Genomic DNA, 17,237 nt, shown 5'->3' on the forward strand with positions numbered 1-17,237 from the left:
TTTCACTCCTACCCTCAGCTCATCCGTAAGCTTTTCAACGCTTATCGGTGCGGACCTCCAGACGGATTCACCCGTCCTTCATCCTGGCCAAGGGTAGATCACTCGGTTTCGCGTCTGCCCCCGCCGACTCTCATCTTCGCCCTGTTCGGACTCGCTTTCGCTTCGGCTCCGCGCGTGCCCGCGCTTAACCTCGCCGGCGACGGCAACTCGTAGGTTCATTATGCAAAAGGCACGCCGTCACACCATTGCTGGTGCTCCGACCGCTTGTAGGCGCACGGTTTCAGGGTCTGTTTCACTCCTCTGCTCGAGGTTCTTTTCACCTTTCCCTCACGGTACTTGTGCGCTATCGGTCTCTCGGTAGTATTTAGCCTTGCGGGATGGGCCCCGCAGATTCCCGCAGAATTCCTCGTGTTCCGCGGTACTCAGGTGCCGCCTCGGCTCCGCTCCGGGTTTCGCCTACGGGACTGTCACCCCCTATGGTCACGCTTTCCTGCGTGTTCGGCTACCCTTCACGACGCCTTTGCCGGCGGTCCTACAACCCCGGGCGCGGCCTCGACCGCCCCGGTTTGGGCTCTTGCGCGTTCGCTCGCCACTACTGGCGCAATCATTGTTATTTTCTCTTCCTGCGGGTACTGAGATGTTTCAGTTCCCCGCGTTCGCTCTGCGGCAGTCGCCGCAGTGCCGGGATCTCTCCCGGCGGGTTTCCCCATTCGGACATCCGCGGGTCACAAGGCATTTGCCCCTCACCGCGGCTTTTCGCAGCTTGTCACGTCCTTCTTCGCCTCCGAGAGCCACAGGCATCCCCCGTGCGCCCTTTCTTGCTTTCTCTTTTCCTTTTCGCCTTCAGAACCGGGACCCGCTTGCCTGCGTTTGTGCAGGGCGCTGCGGGCCTCCTCTGTAGTTGTCGCTCGATTCTCGCTCTTTGCTTCCAGCGCGGATTATGAAATCCGCGGTGAAATCGCTTGATCTTGCTTCAAGTTTAGCGTTTCCAGCATGTCAATGATCTCTTTTTCTTTTTCTTCAGTAGTCCCAGGCAGACTTGAACTGCCGACCTCTACATTATCAGTGTAGCGCTCTAACCAACTGAGCTATAGGACTGCTTGTCTCAAGCCGCACAGGGTGCCTGCTGAGTATATCGTTTGCGGTAGACATCGTAGCGACCGGCTTGCATGAGAGCTTTTTAAAAAGGACCAATCTCTCCTCGTGTTCATCTCTCGCCTCCATTGCTGAAGGACGGCTCGTAAAACAGCGCCCGGAGGAAGCTGCTTTTTAAAAGGCTTCTCTCCATTTTTCTATTGCGTCGTCGCCCGGCGCCTCTTGCAGCGCCTGGCCGGCCATTAGGGAACGGCTCCAGAAAGGAGGTGTTCCAGCCGCACCTTCCGGTACGGCTACCTTGTTACGACTTAGCCCCAGTTACCTGTCTTACCCTTGGTCGCTCCTCGCGGTCACGAACTTCAGGCACTCCAGGCTTCCATGGCTTGACGGGCGGTGTGTACAAGGCCCGGGAACGTATTCACCGCGCCATGGCTGATGCGCGATTACTAGCGAATCCAGCTTCACGGAGTCGGGTTGCAGACTCCGATCCGAACTGAGACAGGTTTTCGGGATCGGCTCGGCGTCGCCGCCTGGCTTCCCTCTGTGACCCTGCCATTGTAACACGTGTGTCGCCCCGGACGTAAGGGCCGTGCTGATTTGACGTCATCCCCGCCTTCCTCACAGCTTGCGCTGGCAGTCTCTCCAGAGTGCCCGGCCTTGCCCGCTGGCAACTGAAGATGGGGGTTGCGCTCGTTATGGCACTTAAGCCGACACCTCACGGCACGAGCTGACGACAACCATGCAGCACCTCGGCGGCAGCCCCGAAGGGAACGCCCGTTTCCGGACGCGTCTCCCGCCGTTTGAGCCCGGGTAAGGTTCCTCGCGTATCATCGAATTAAACCACATGTTCCTCCGCTTGTGCGGGCCCCCGTCAATTCCTTTGAGTTTCACCGTTGCCGGCGTACTCCCCAGGTGGAATACTTAACGTTTTCACTCTGCCCCGCAGCACCCAATCGCGCCGCAGGGCTAGTATTCATCGTTTACCGCGTGGACTACCAGGGTATCTAATCCTGTTCGCTCCCCACGCTTTCGTGCCTCAGCGTCAGTCGCGTGCTGGAAAGCTGCCTTCGCAATCGGGGTTCTGCGTCATATCTATGCATTTCACCGCTACACAACGCATTCCGCCTCCCTCGCACGAACTCCAGCTCGAAAGTTTCAACGGCGTCACCGGGTTGAGCCCGGAACTTTGACCGCTGACTTTTCGCGCCGCCTGCGCACCCTTTAAACCCAATAAATCCGGATAACGCTCGCATCCTCCGTATTACCGCGGCTGCTGGCACGGAGTTAGCCGATGCTTATTCTCCGGGTACTCTCACTGCGCCACGCGTGGCGCACGTTGCTCCCCGGCTAAAGAGGTTTACAATCCGTAGGACCTTCCTCCCTCACGCGACTTGGCTGGTTCAGGCTCTCGCCCATTGACCAATATTCCTCACTGCTGCCTCCCGTAGGAGTTTGGTCCGTGTCTCAGTACCAATGTGGGGGACCTTCCTCTCAGAACCCCTACGCATCGTCGCCTTGGTGGGCCTCTACCCCGCCAACTAGCTAATGCGCCGCATGCCCATCCCCTTCCGGCTCACCTTTCCCGGCCCGGCCATGCGGCTGGACCGACTATGGGATATTAGGCCACATTTCTATGGGTTATCTCCCAGAAGGGGGCAGGTTGCATACGTGTTACTCACCAGTGCGCCGGTCGCCGACAGCAAGTGTTGCCACTCGCCCGCTGCCCCTCGACTTGCATGTGTTAAGCCTGTCGCTAGCGTTCATCCTGAGCCAGGATCAAACTCTTCGTTGTTGTTATCTTGTTGTCTCTCTTCTTTCAAAAAGAATCGTTGTTGTTAGGACTCCGTCCCTCTGTTTCACGACCCGCCTGCCCTGTGCGAGCAGGCAGCGACAACGACGCTCGAAGTGTCGCCCAGCCCCTCCGGACTATCGCTGATTTACTGTATCTTTTAACCTGTCGTTCAGAATCTTGACGAGAGCACTCGGTTCCTTGTTCCTTGTCTCTCTTGCTTTGTCAATCTCTGTCTATCGCAAATATTTCAAAGATCTCCCCAGTCGAAACTGGTGTCAAAAAAATCGCTCACATCATTTTTGGAGTGTGAGGCGAAAGTGTTGCAAAGGTAAGCCGAATATTTGACTTGTGCAAATTTTTCTTCGGTTTTTTTCGCCCGGCCCCGCTCTCGCGCCCGCTGGCGCTCGCGGCGCGGTCGGCCGTTTTCCCGTTTGCGGTTGCAAAGGTACTGCTAATTCTGATACTGCCAAAACTTTTTGCAACTTTTTTTCAACGCGCAAACCGTCGCAACCGCGCAACACACTGAACAACAGCCACAAAAACCACTAAAAAAATTTTCAACATTTCCCCCTCGCCACAAGCCAAACTTCACCAAAAGGCCTTATAGCCCCCATGGGAGGCAATCAGGCCGACGAGGCAAAAAAAAACACACACATGAGGCGGCCAGTCGTTGTGCATGTCGCAGATTATGCCTAAATTTGTTAAATTAAAACCAACAGCCATCATGAACGAGGAGTTTTTAAGCCAGCTATATCTCAAAGACACCGCCTTTCAAGACCTGATGCAGCAGCGCATATATAATGTGTTGCTCATTGCCTCCAACTACGACGCCTTCATGATGGAGGAAGACGGACGCGTGGAGGAGCAGATATACAGCGAGTACATGTCGCTCAACCTGAGCTCGCCGCCCCGGGTGCTGCGCGTGAGCAACTACGAGGAGGCCTTCACCATCATGCGGGTCAAGAGCTTCGACCTCATCATTGCCATGCCAGGTGTCGACGTCACCGAGACCTTCGACAAGGCCAAGGACATCAAGCGGCTATATCCTCACGTGCCCTTTGTGGTGCTCACGCCCTTCTCCCGCGAGGTGTCGCTGCGGCTGCAGAACGAGGACTTCGCCGGGGTCGACTATGTGTTCTCGTGGCTGGGCAACGTCGACCTGCTGGTGGCCATCATCAAGCTCATCGAGGACAAGATGAACGCCGAGCACGACATCTCGCAGGTGGGCATACAGATGATACTGCTCGTCGAGGACTCGGTGCGCTTCTACTCGTCGATACTGCCCACGCTCTACAAGTTCATCCTGCGGCAGTCGCAGTCGTTCTCGACCGAGGCACTCAACGGGCACGAGGCCATGCTGCGCATGAGAGGGCGCCCCAAGGTGATGCTGGCGCGCGACTACGAGGAAGCCGTGAGGCTCTACAAGAAGTTTCACAACAACGTGCTGGGGGTGATAAGCGATGTCTCCTTCAAGCACCACGGGGGCAAGGACATGCATGCCGGCCTGCAGCTGGCCCGATGGATAAAGGAGCACGACCCCTACCTGCCCATCATCATCGAGTCGAGCGACAGCGAAAACCGCGAGCAGGCCAGCCAGCTGCACTGCACCTTCCTCGACAAGAACTCCAAGGCGCTGCCCGTCGACCTGGGCAAGGCGGTGATGAACGACTTCGGCTTTGGCGACTTCATCTTCCGCGACCCCGCCACGGGCGAGCAAATCATGACCATACACGACCTGAAAGGGCTGCAATACAACATCTTCAAGATACCGGCCGAGTCGCTCTACTACCACGCCAGCCGCAACGACATATCGCGCTGGCTCTACTCGCGGGCCCTCTTCCCCATAGCCCAGGTGGTGAAAATGCACCGCTTCGGCAACATCGACGAGGCTCCGGCCGTGAGGCAGCTCTTCTTTGACCTGATCGTGAAGTACCGCAAGATGAAGAACCGCGGTGTGGTGGCCGAGTTCAAGCGTGACCGCTTCGACCAGTACAGCAACTTTGCCCGCATAGGCAAGGGCAGCCTCGGGGGCAAGGGCCGCGGCCTGGCCTTTATCGACTCGATCATCAAGAGCAACCCCGTGTGCGACAACTTTGAGGGCATCAGCATCAAGATACCCCACACCGTGGTGCTGTGCACCGACATCTTCGACGAGTTTATGGAGACCAACAACCTGTATCCGTTGGCCCTGTCCAACATCCCCGACGAAGACATACTCAAGGCCTTTCTCGCCGCCCGCCTGCCCGAGTGGCTCGACGACGACCTCATGGCCATCTACGACGTGATCGACACGCCGCTGGCCGTGCGCAGCTCGAGCCTGCTCGAAGACAGCCACTACCAGCCCTTTGCCGGCGTCTACAGCACCTACATGGTGCCCCACCTGAGCGACCGCAAGCGCTCGCTCAAGCTCCTGTGCGATGCCGTGAAGGGCGTGTATGCCTCGGTGTTCTATGCCGACAGCAAGGCCTACATGGTGGCCACGAGCAATGTCATCGACCAGGAGAAGATGGCCGTGATTGTGCAGGAGGTGGCAGGCAGCCAGAAGGGGGGCTACTACTACCCGTCGCTGGCTGGCGTGGGCCGCTCGCTCAACTACTACCCCACGGGAGACGAGCAGCCGGCCGACGGCGTGGTCGAGCTGGCCGCCGGTCTGGGCAAGTATATCGTCGACGGCGGCATGAGCCTCAGGTTCTCGCCACGCCACCCTGGCCGGGTGTTGCAGACGAGCACGCTCGACCTGGCCCTGCACCAGACACAGACCCGCTTCTACGCCCTCGACACCAACGGCTGCAACGAGCAGTTTGGCATCGACGAGGGCTTCGATATTGCGCAGCTGCAGGTGAACGACGCCGCCCGCGAGGGCTACATGAAATACATCGTGTCGACCTACGACTTCCACAACGACATGCTCGTCGACAACGACCTGGGCCCGGGGCGCAAGGTGGTGACCTTTGCCAACATCCTGCAGCACGGCGTGTTCCCGCTGCCGCAAGCCTTAGACTTCATGCTCTCGACCGGGCAGCAGCAGATGGGGCGCCCCGTCGAGATAGAGTTTGCCGGCGAGCTGGCCTCGCCCCAGGAAATGAGCAAGGGCAACAAGGGGCAGCTCTACTGGCTGCAAATAAGGCCCATGGTCGACCGCAAGGAGATGCTCGACGAGAAGATCGTCGACACCGACCCCGCCCGCTTGCTCATCGCCAGCAGCAACGCCCTGGGGCACGGTTTGATGGACAACATCACCAGCGTGGTGCTTGTGAAGCCCGAGAGCTTCTCGATGGACAACAATGTGGCCATTGCCGCCGAAATCGAGAAAATCAACCGCGGCTTTGCCGAGCGCGGCGAGAACTACATCCTGATAGGCATGGGGCGCTGGGGCTCGTCCGATCCCGCCCTGGGCGTGCCCGTGAAGTGGCCGCACATCAGCGAGGCACGCCTCATAGTAGAGATGTCGGTGCCCGGCAAGCGCATCGAGCCCAGCCAAGGCACCCATTTCTTCCAGAACCTCACCTCGTTCGGCGTGGGCTACTTCACCGTGGGCCTGCCGGGCGACGAGGGCATGATCGACAGCGACTACCTCGAGGGTTGCAAGGCCTGCTACGAGAGTGCGCACGTGCGCATCGTGCGCTACGACAGCCCGCTCACCGTGGCCATCAACGGCCTCAAGGGCAAAGGCGTGGTGCTCAAGCCGCAACAATGACGATCCCCCATCAACACCGAAGATACATAAACACAACAACAACAACTCACCAACACATGGCATTTTTCAGCGCTCTAAAACGCACATTGGGCTTAACGCCGCCCCCTGGCAGCAAGCTGCAAGAGCATGAGGCCGAAGGCGAGAGCCAGGCAGCAACAAGCCAGCCCGACAGCCAAGCCGCAACGCCGACGGCCAGCCCCCGGCAGGCCGTGCCCCAGTCGCTCATCGACGAGATTGCCGGCCTCATAGGCCAGTATATCGACTCGACTGGCAGTGGCGGCAACATCGAGATTGTCGACAACCTGCGCAACCAGCTCAAGCTGAGCCAGGCACAGGCCGCCGAGCAAGAGCGACACGCCGCCGCGCTCCTCGACCAGGTAGCCAAGCTACAAAACGCTAACGAGCAACTCGCGCTCGAGAAAAAAAACCTCGACAACAAGCTGCGCGTGATGCAAGTGAAAGCCAACGGGCAAAATCCCGCCGAGGCCGTCGACCAGCTCACCAGCGAGTACAAGCAGAAGATGGAAATCACCAACCAGCTGCTCAACGACCTGCGCGCCGATGCCGCCCGCAAGACCAAAGAACTCGAGCGGCTCAAGGCCCAAATCGCCCAGGGCAACCCGCATGCCGCTCAGCTCAAAGACAAAGACGACGAGATCGCGCGCCTCAGGCAGCAGCTCGACAATACCCGCCAAAAACTCGACGAGGCCAACGAAAACCTGAAAATCGCATCTGAAATCGAAGAGAAAATAAAGGAAGTCGACGCTTTCAAGGCCAAGAAAAACAAGGAAATCGCCGACATGAAGACCGACATTGAAAACCAGCGCGCCATCAATGCCAAGACCATCAACGACCAACGCGACCAGCTGCTCAAGACCCAGGCCGAACGCGACGACCTGCTCAAGCGCCTCGACCGCATGCAGCAAGAGGCCACCGAGACCAAGGCCAAGCACAAGCGCCGCGACGTGGAGCTGGCCAACCGCATCGACGACCTGAAGCGGCAAGTCAACATCGCCGCCAAGAAAATCGACAGCAACGACCACCTGGTAGCCAACCTCAACAAGACCATAAGCGACCAGCTGAAAACGATACAAGACCTCACCATTGCACGCGACGAGCTCAAGCTCAAGGCAGGCGACACGCTCACCATGCTGAACCGCGCCCAAGACGAGGCCAAAAACAAAGGCAGCCAGCTGCAGCAGCTCAGGGCCGCGCAAGAAGCCAGTCTCGACACCGCCCGACAGCTGCGCAGCCAGCTCGACGCGGCCCGGCGACAGCTCGACGAGCGAGACCGTGCCCTGGCCGAGACCCGCGACCAGCTCAAGCACAGCGAGACCCAGGTGCAGAAGATGGCCGCACTGGCGCTCAAGCAGGAGCCCAAAGTCAACGCCGAGAGCGAGACGGCCATCGACACCGACCTGCAAGAGGCCGTTGCCCACGTCTTCAACGGGCAGCAGGGCCAGCCCCGCGGCGAGGAGCCACCACAGCCCGAGCCCGAGCCACAACCACAGCCCGAGCCGCCGCGCGCAGCCCAGCACCCACACGACGAAAGCCGCCAGATGTCGCTATTCTAAAAAAAACTGCAACTTTCAAGCATAATCACTCACAACACCATAATTTCAACAATGAACAACAAAGCACTGCGAGTGCTCACACTACTTGCACTCATCACACTATCAACAACCCTCATGGCACAAAAGCAATTCACTCTCGAAGACCTGAACTTCGGCGGCACCAACTATAAAAACATGACGCCAGGCGACCGCACCCTCCTGTGGTGGGGCGACCGGCTCGTGCACGTCGAGGCCAGCGCCTGCTACACCGTGAACCCGAGCAACGGCAAGGAGAGCCTCTTGCTCACCGCTGCCGACCTCAACCGCAGTATCGAGGCAGCCGGCGGCGACGAGACCGCAACGCTGCAAGGCGCAGTATCGTTTCCCTACCCCGACCAGCCGCTGGTCCTGGTGACCGGCACCAAGGCCTACACCCTCTACAACTTCAAGACCCGCCGCGTGGAGTGCCGCATCGCCAAAACCGGCAATGAGCAGGCCGCCTCTTGGAACGCCAAGAGCCGCATCTTGGCCTGCGTGACGGGCGACAACCTCTATGTGGGCGGCAAGCAGCTCACCACCGACGGCAGCCGCGACATCGTGTACGGGCAAAGCGTGCACCGCAACGAGTGGGGCATCGACGGCGGCCTCTTCTGGAGCCCCGACGGCAAGCTGCTGGTCTACTACCGCATGGACCAAAGCATGGTCACCGACTATCCCGAGGTCAACATTCCCGAGGTCGACGACAGCACCCACCGCATCGCCACCCCGGCCCCCGAGAAATACCCCATGGCAGGCCAGGCCTCGCACAAAGTCACCATCCTGGTCTACAACACAGCAAGCGGCCGCAGCGTGCAGCTGCAGGCCGGCGACCCCACCGACCGCTACTTCACCAACGTGGCTTGGAGCCCCGACAGCAAGACCATCTACGTCTTTGAGCTCAACCGCGACCAGAACGATTGCAGGCTCGTGAGCTACGATGCCACCACCGGGGGCAAAATCGCCGAACTTTACCGTGAGACCGACCCGAAATATGTAGAACCGTTGCATCCCATCGTGTTCCTGCCCTGGAATGCCGACCAGTTTATCCTGCAAAGCCAGAAGGACGGCTACAACCACCTCTACCTCATGGACAAGAGCGGCCACGAAATCAAGCAACTCACCAGCGGCAAGTGGGTGGTTGAGCAACTTGTGGGTTTCAACCCCCAGCATCAAAGCGTGATCATCGCAAGCAACGAGCTCAACCCCCTGCAGCGCAACCTCTTTGCAGTCGACCTCAACACAGGCCGGCGCACACTGCTGGGCAGCGACACCGGCTGGCACACACCTGCGCTGAGTGCAAGCGGCCGCTACCTGGTCGACAAGTACCAGGCCCCCGACGTGCCTCGCCACATCGACATCGTCAACGTCGACAACGGCCGCAAGCTCGCCTACTACGACGCCCCCGACCCGTGGGCTGGCTACACCGTGCCCACCTATGAGTGCGGCACCATCAAGGCGGCCGACGGCGTCACCCCGCTCTACTACCGCATGGTGAAGCCCGCCCACTTCGACCCCGCCAAGAAATACCCCACGGTGGTCTATGTGTACGGCGGTCCCCACGCCCACAACGTCGACGCCGGCTGGCACTGGCGCAGCCGCAGCTGGGAGACCTACATGGCGCAACGGGGCTACGTGCTCTTCATTCTCGACAACCGCGGCAGCGAGAACCGTGGCCGCGACTTTGAGCAGGCCACCTACCGCCAGCTGGGCCAGGAAGAGATGAAAGACCAAATGAAGGGAGTGGAGTTCCTGCGCACGCTGCCCTATGTCGACACCACCCGCCTGGGTGTGCACGGCTGGAGCTTCGGCGGCTTCATGACCATCAGCCTCATGACCAACTATCCCGATGTGTTCAAGGTGGGTGTGGCCGGCGGCCCTGTCATCGACTGGAAATGGTACGAGGTGATGTACGGTGAGCGCTACATGGACACGCCCCAGTCCAACCCCGAGGGCTATGCCAAGACCAGCCTGCTGCCCAAAGCCAAGGACCTGAAAGGCAAGTTGCAAATCATCATAGGCTACAACGACCCCACTGTGGTGCCACAGCACGCCCTCACCTTTCTCAAGGCCTGCATCGAGGCCGGCACACAACCCGACTTCTTCACCTATCCTGGCCAGGGGCACAACATGCGCGGCCACCAAAGCGTGCACCTGCACGAGCGCATCACGCAGTACTTCGACGACTATCTCAAGCCTTTGAAATAGCATCTGCCGGGGGTGCCACCATGCCCATTGCTATATTATATATAAACACACGATGCGCCCGCCAGTAGTGGCGGGCGCATCGGCATGGGTTGTATTGTGATTGTCGCGCGTTACTTCACAATGAGTTTCTCTACGGTCTTGCGGCCGCCCACATAGGTGGTGACCTTGATGTTCACACCGGCAAAGGGCGTGTTGCTCACCAGGCCTGTGGTGCTGTAGTACACCACGCTCTGCACCTGGCTCGAGGCGTCGACACTGGTCACGCTCGTCACCACGTTGCTGCCCACCACGGGCACCTTGAGCTGAGCCTCGGCCACATAGTAGGGTGTGGCAGTGGCATCGGCGCTCGCCACGGCAGCCTTGGCGGCCGTGGTGGTGGTGGCAGGCACGCAGTAGATGCGCACATAATAGGTCACGTCGAAGTTGGCGAAGCCGTCGTTTTCCTTCACGCTGCGGGCGCCGAAGTAGTCGGCAATGGGTATCCACACCTTTTCCTGGCCGTCTTGGGTCTCGTCGACGGTCGTCTGAAGGGTCTCGCCCTCGTTGCTGGCGTCGAAGCTCATGTTGCCGTCATCGTCGACGTTGACCGTGAGCGGGTGGTCCTTTTGATCAAGACGCTTCTTGTAGGCTGCCACATCGGTTCCCTCCATGGCCACGCCGTCGGGCGTGGAGCGCCAAATGCGGTATTTCACCGGGCGCAGCGTTGAGGGCACCAGCGCCTGCAAGCTCAGCGGCACCTTGTAGTAGCGGCCCGTGACGCCGTTGTGGTTGAAGGCGAAGTTGCTCGTCTCGACGCTGCTGCCGTCGGCAAGCTTCACCGTCACGCCCACACGGTGCACCGTCTCGATGGGGGCGCCATAGGTATTCTGGGCCGTGGCGTCGAGCGTGCCATCGAGGCTGTAGCGGTTGGTCCATATCACGGGCACCATGCGGCGGGCATAGGTGCTCGCATCGCTCGCTTGCATGGCGGTCTCGTCGGCAATCTTGGCACCGTCGGCCGTGTTCACCGTGTTGAGGAAGTTGCCATTCTGGAACACGTCGTAGCGGTCGCTTGCGCCCACGTTGGCATAGCCCGCCTCGTCCTGCTCGCGCTGGGCCTCGGTGCTGGGATAGGTATTGCTGTCGAGGCCCACACGATACACCTTGTAGTAGTTGATGTCCTGGTTGCTCGTCAGGCTCAGGGTCACGGCAGGCTTGGAGCTGTCGATGGTGGCACGGTCGATGGTGTTGAGCGTGTGGTCGGCCTCGACCTGCTCGGCGGTGAAGGTCTGGTTGTTGTTGCCCGTCGTTGTCTTGTACACATCGACAGGCACGGCCGAGCTATAGAAGTAGTCGACCCCTGCGTCGGTCTTGATGCCGTCCCACAGGTAGCGCACGTCGTAGGTGTAGCGGCTGGGGTGCAGGTTCTGGCTCGTGGAGGCCGAGAACTGGTCCCATATCTCCAGCTTGCCAAAGTCGATCTTGCCGTCGGTGCTGCCCGTGGCCACCACAAAGTGGGTGCTGTTGTCGCTGGGGTCAAACACATCGGCAGTCATCGGGTGGTCCTGGTTGTAGTGCTCCACCTTGTAGGTATAGCCCTTGTCGCCGTCCTGGGCAAACGTGCCAATGGTGGCGATGCGCACCTCCTGGGGATTGCCATCGGCGTCGGTCCAGTGGCGGTAGAGCTCCATGCGGGCGTTGGGCTTAGTCAGGTAGTCCCGGGTGATGTATACATCGGCGCTGTTTGACACGTTCAGGTGGTTGCGATACACATTGAGCTCCTCGGCCAGGTTGTAGTTGCTCTCGGGGCTCACGTTGAGGCCCAGCTGCAGGCGCTGGTTGGGGTCGAGACCCGGCACCTCCACCAGGTCGCGGTTGGAGGTAACGGGCGAGAACTCGCCCTCAAGCGGGGTGCCCTCGACCACGTAGCGAATGTGGCGAGCCTCAGTCTCCCGGTCGACGGTATAGGTGTAGTGGTAGTTGCCCTGGGCGTCGGGAGCATCGGTGAAGTCCTGCTTGAGCAGAGTGCGGTTGCCGGCATCGTCGACGGTGTAGAGGTTGAACTTCTGCGGAATCACATTGCCCGTCATCGCGTTCAGGTTCGACGACCAGGTGAGGGTGATGTCCCACTTCTTGCCATCGCTGGCGTTTTTGGCGCCCGTGGCCTTGAGCGGGATATAGAGCATGGCAATGGCCGGGGCATAGGCCGGCTTGTAGTTGGTGAAAGTGGAGTTTAAGTTAGCCGGGTCTCTATTGTCCCAGTACTCCAGTCGCCTGTCGGGGATAAAGAAGACCATGTTGTCGATCGAGTGGCTCTCCTCCCTGTCGGCCATGTTGAACTGGTGCTTCAAAATGATAACGCTGCCACAGTCGTGCTGCACCTTGTAGTCGTTTCCGTTTTTCATCTTCACCCAAACATCGGTGGTCTGGGTCGAGCTGTTTACGATCTCGGGGCTATACTCCTCGTAGAGGCCGAAGAAAGGCGCAAACGACCAGGTTCGGCCACTACCATTGAGCGTATTTCTGCGAGCCTTACCCTTGGAGATAAAGAAGAAACTCGAGGCCGTGCCGCTGGTTTTGTACAAGGCACCCGTCTTAACGATGCCGTCGCCCTTGGCATAGTATTTTCCCTGGGTGAGCAAGACGACTTCTTCGATATTGGCTGCTATTGCGTCGTAAAGTTGTTGCTGGGTAGTAACCGAGCCAATTTTTACATCATGCTTCGTCTTGACCAGGAGCGTGGTATAGCCCTCATCTTCGGGCATGTAGTCGGAGTAATAACCCCTTCCATCTATTTGATACCAATTCTTCCAAATATCTTGTTCTGTCTCGGTGAGGATATTGTAACAATCGCGAGCAAACTTGTTCTTGTCGTTTCTTTCGGTGAGGGGATAACCTTCCCATGATTTTTCATCAAGATAATCATCGGTAATCACATAGTTTACTTTCCCACTATCGGGCGTTGTGACATCGGCGCTGCTGTAGCCCACCTTCTTGATGCCAGGCACCTTCCGGTTGATGTAGATCTCGCGCAGCAGAGCCACGATGTGGCGCGGGTCGGTGGCCGGGTCGGCAATGCTGTTGGTGTGCTGCACGCCCTGGGCATCGGTCCAGGTGAAGGTGATGGCCTGGGCCTCGGCAAGCGTGAGGATCTTCATGTTGGAATTGGTAGCCTCGGCCCGGGCAGGCGCCTGCGAGCGAGGCCTTGAGGTAACAGCTTGTGCCGACGATGTACCAACGACCATCATGAGCACAAGCGATGCAATGATTGTAAATTTTTTCATCAAACGATTTCTAAAAATAATATATGTGAATGTATCAAATCAAATAATAATATCCCTGAGCAGCCGCCCGCGTGCAGGGTGACTGCACACAACCATGGGCGGATTTAACTCACACTCTTCAAAATCAAGATGCAAAATTAGACCCAATTATTTAAACTGCAAAAACATTTTGCAGTTTTTAACAAGCTGTGCCAGCGGGCGGATTCCAGAAGCAAGTGCAAAGTTACGCTATTTTTCTTTAATCATGTCTTTGGGCTTTCGAAATCCGTTTTTCTTTCTTGGCCTGTTGTTTAATTTTTCGATGATGCTCTTGACATATAGCCTTGAAATTCCCCTAAAGTCCGTCTTCTTCGGAATATATTGCCTGATGAGCCCGTTCATGTTCTCGATAGCTCCCTTCTCCCACGAGCAGTACGGATGTGCGAAGTAAACTTTCGTGTTAAGTTCCCTCGCAATGATTTCGTGTGCGGCAAACTCCGGCCCGTTGTCTGTCGTTATCGACCTTACAGGCAACCCGCTCTCCCGTATGAGTCTCACCACGGCATATGCCAGTGGAACGGCCTGCTTTCCCGTATCGAGTTTCTCCATGAGCATAAAGCAGCTCCTCCTCTCAACCAGAGTAACGATGGCACCTTTGCCTTCCTTTCCTACGATGGTGTCCATCTCCCAGTCTCCTATGGTCTGTCCATAGTCCGTTTCCGGTCTTTCGTCAATGGAGAGGCGGTTGGGAATATGCGCCTTGGTGGTAAGCAAGGACTTTTGCCTTGGTCTGCCTCCATGCCTGAGGTGCTTTCGGATGTTGTCCCCGTAATGTGGGGAAAGGGCCGCTATCCAGTTGTATATGGTTGACTTGGACACCGTGATGCCCTCTTTCTTGCCAAGCCATCCGGCGACTTCCTCCGGCGACCACTGCTCCTTACGGATAAGTTCAAAAACACGGCTGCGTACATAGGGAGCGATACGGCGATTGCCAGGTGTCCTGGCCTTGCGTCGTTTGACTTTCAATACGGCCGTACGTGCGTCATAAACGCCTTTAGCATTAGAATTACGCCTTCGCTCACGAGAAACCGTGCTTACTGACACACCAATAGTCTCGGCTATGAAACTAAGTGAGAATTTCGTTTGGAGTAGCACACTTATTGTGTATCTTTGCTCCGAGGTTAATTGTTTATACATCACAATACAAAATTAATTAATCTTAGGGAGGGGAACGAAAGATCTCCTCTTTTTTTGTATTGCTTAAGTTATCCGCCAATGCTCTTTGGGGGCTTCGCGCCCCCAGCCGCAAGGCAAACCTCCGCGGTGTTTTTCATGTTTTAATGCACCGCAGAGTTTTGCACTTCTAATTGGAATTAGCAGCGGCCCCGCGGCCAACCGCAGGGCGCAGATGCACCGGGGCTGAACCACGGCTACAGGTCGATGACCTCGAGATCACAGGGCACCCACACCTTGCCGCTGTAGACGCTTGCCGCCTCGGCGGTATAGTCCTGCTTGCGGGTAGCGAGGTGGGTGTCCTCGGTGTGGTAGAGCAGCAGGTTGTGCACACCCAGCTCCTGGGCCAGGCGGCCGGCATCGAGAGCGGTGCTGTGGTGCTTCTCGTAGGGGCGGAAGGCGGCACGATCCTTGTAGAGGCAGAAGGCCTCGCACAGCAGCCAGTCGGCTCCCCGGGCATAGCTCGCGTTGCGCGCGTTGTAGGGCTCGTCGCCCAGGCACACCACGTGCTTGCCGCTGGGCAGGAGCGCGTCGCAGCCAAACTGTTTCATCTTGGTCGACCCGATGTCGAAAAACGTGACCTGCATGTCGTCGACCTGGCACTGCTGGCCGTCGGTCACCTCCTTGATAATGATATCCTCGCCCACGGCCTTGAAGATCTTGGCCGGCAGCACGATGCGGCACATTGTCAAGAGCGCGTCTTTCACCTCGTTGTGGCAGTAGATGGTGAATGTGCCGTGGTAGAAGCCGCGATGCAGCAGCGGCGATATCTTGCGTATCAACCATATCACGCCCAGGATGTGGTCGGTGTGGCAATGCGTCACAAAGAGGTGATGTATTTGCTCAAAGGCGATGTGGGCCCGGTGCAGCTGCCTGAAGATGCCGTTGCCGCCGCCGGCGTCGACCATCATTCCGCCTGCGGGGGTGCTCAGGTAGAAGCACGTGTTGTAACAGCGGGTACTCATGGCGTTGCCCGTGCCAAGCATGATGAGTTGTTCCATTGTAGCGTTGTGATGAGTTTGGTTGTCGTGATGCGATGTTGCTCGTTATATAATATTGTTTTGTTAAGGCTTTGTCGTGGATCAGCTGTCGGCTACTCGCGGCAGCGTGATGCAGAAGGTGGTGCCCTTGCCCAGCTCTGAGTCCTTGACATAGATGCGGCCGCCGTGATACTCCTCGACGATGCGCTTCACCAGCGTGAGCCCCAGCCCCCAGCCTCGCTTCTTGGTGGTGTAGCCCGGATTGAACACCGTCTTGAAGTTTTTGCGCGGTATGCCCTTGCCCGTGTCTTTGACCAGGATGACGGCCTGGTCGCCCCTGGTGTCGACGGTGATGTCGATGCTGCCCTGGCCGCTCATGGCATCGACGGCATTCTTGGTGAGGTTTTCCATCACCCACTCAAAGAGGGGCGGGCTCAGCATCACACCGCAATTGCGGGCCTGGTCGAGATGCAGGTCGAGGCTCACGCGCTTGGGAATGCGGCTGCGCATGTATTCCAGGCTCGAGACCACAGCCTCGTTGATAAACTCGAGCTCCTTCTCGGGCATCGAGCCTATCTTGGAGAAGCGGTCGGCAATCTTCGACAGGCGCTGCACGTCTTTGTTCATGTCGGCCACGATGCTCTTGTCCACGCCCATCGTGTCGAGCAGCTCGGTCCAGGCCATGAGCGACGAGATGGGCGTGCCCAGCTGGTGGGCCGTCTCCTTCGACAGGCCCACCCACACCTTGTTTTGCTCGGCTTTTTTCACGCTGATGAGGGCGAAATAGGCCACACCCAGAAACAGGAGCAGCACGGCCAGTTGAATGTAGGGGTAGTAGGCCAGGCGGCGCAGCACGGTAGAGTCCTCGTAGTACAGGTATTGCCGCGTCGACTTGTCGATATTGATCACGATCTTGTTGGGCGAGTGCTTGAGGCGCTGCAGCTTGCCTTGCAGGTAGTGCTTGTTGCGGGCCGAGAGCTGCATGGGGTTGAGGCTGTCGACCTTCTCGGGCAGGCGGAAGTTGCGGTATTGCAAGATGTTGTCGTGGTCGTCGACCAGCAGCACCGGTATGTTGTGGTTGCCCTCGATGATGCGAAACACAAAGTCGACATCGGTGGGCATGGCACCGGGCTCGCTGCTCATCGAGGCCAGCTCCTTGGTGGCATCGGCCCATATCTCCATGCGCTCACGCTCCTGCTTGGCCAGGTCCTTGACCAGGTGGTTGGAGATGAGCAGAAACATGCCCATGAGCAGCAGGGAGACGGTGATGAGACCTATCTTCCAGATGCGTCGCGAGTCGTATATGTTGCGTAGATTCATGCCTTGTGATTGCAAAGATAGTGCACACTGGGCGCAATTCAAAATGAAAAATCGAGGGATTGAGTCGCCTCAGTCCCCCGA

At 58.2% G+C, this 17,237-nt stretch carries 7 protein-coding genes, 1 tRNA gene and 2 rRNA genes (1 of these 10 cut by a window edge); 3 read left to right on the plus strand and 7 right to left on the minus strand.

Going from position 1 to position 17,237, the window contains the following annotated elements; genetic code table 11:
* From GF423_RS06120 to GF423_RS06130, 3 genes are all read right to left on the minus strand, one after another.
* A 23S ribosomal RNA gene (locus GF423_RS06120) occupies positions 1–828 on the minus strand (it extends 2,079 nt beyond the left edge of the window).
* Between the two features lie 196 nt (positions 829–1,024).
* A tRNA-Ile gene (locus GF423_RS06125) sits at positions 1,025–1,098 on the minus strand.
* Positions 1,099–1,354: 256 nt separating this feature from the next.
* Positions 1,355–2,887 (minus strand): 16S ribosomal RNA (locus GF423_RS06130).
* Together the 16S and 23S rRNA genes with 1 tRNA gene alongside form the textbook arrangement of a ribosomal RNA operon.
* A gap of 721 nt (positions 2,888–3,608) precedes the next feature.
* On the opposite strand from GF423_RS06130, the gene GF423_RS06135 reads away from it, so the two are divergent.
* The 3 genes from GF423_RS06135 to GF423_RS06145 are packed head-to-tail and all read left to right on the plus strand — an operon-like array spanning position 3,609 to position 10,381.
* On the plus strand, positions 3,609–6,584 hold the full coding sequence (locus GF423_RS06135; protein ID WP_154328991.1) for a PEP/pyruvate-binding domain-containing protein: 2,976 nt from the start codon (positions 3,609–3,611) through the stop codon (positions 6,582–6,584).
* Positions 6,585–6,640: 56 nt separating this feature from the next.
* Complete coding sequence (locus GF423_RS06140; protein ID WP_154327522.1) at positions 6,641–8,158, plus strand: hypothetical protein; 1,518 nt, start codon at positions 6,641–6,643, stop codon at positions 8,156–8,158.
* 51 nt (positions 8,159–8,209) lie between these two features.
* Positions 8,210–10,381: a S9 family peptidase gene (locus GF423_RS06145; RefSeq protein ID WP_235911836.1), complete on the plus strand. Its 2,172-nt coding sequence runs from the start codon at positions 8,210–8,212 to the stop codon at positions 10,379–10,381.
* 110 nt (positions 10,382–10,491) lie between these two features.
* Here GF423_RS06145 and GF423_RS06150 read toward each other — a convergent pair whose 3' ends face one another.
* The 4 genes from GF423_RS06150 to GF423_RS06165 form a co-directional block, all read right to left on the minus strand.
* Complete coding sequence (locus GF423_RS06150; RefSeq protein WP_154327523.1) at positions 10,492–13,644, minus strand: hypothetical protein; 3,153 nt, start codon at positions 13,642–13,644, stop codon at positions 10,492–10,494.
* A 228-nt stretch (positions 13,645–13,872) separates the two neighbouring features.
* Positions 13,873–14,820: an IS30 family transposase gene (locus GF423_RS06155; RefSeq protein WP_154326857.1), complete on the minus strand. Its 948-nt coding sequence runs from the start codon at positions 14,818–14,820 to the stop codon at positions 13,873–13,875.
* Between the two features lie 233 nt (positions 14,821–15,053).
* Positions 15,054–15,857, minus strand: a complete 804-nt coding sequence (locus GF423_RS06160; RefSeq protein WP_154327524.1) for an MBL fold metallo-hydrolase — start codon at positions 15,855–15,857, stop codon at positions 15,054–15,056.
* 81 nt (positions 15,858–15,938) lie between these two features.
* Complete coding sequence (locus GF423_RS06165; protein WP_154327525.1) at positions 15,939–17,156, minus strand: sensor histidine kinase; 1,218 nt, start codon at positions 17,154–17,156, stop codon at positions 15,939–15,941.
* Between the last annotated feature and the right edge of the window lie 81 nt (positions 17,157–17,237).

Origin of the sequence: Sodaliphilus pleomorphus, from assembly GCF_009676955.1 — a bacterium.
GTDB classification, from domain to species: Bacteria; Bacteroidota; Bacteroidia; order Bacteroidales; family Muribaculaceae; genus Sodaliphilus; species Sodaliphilus pleomorphus.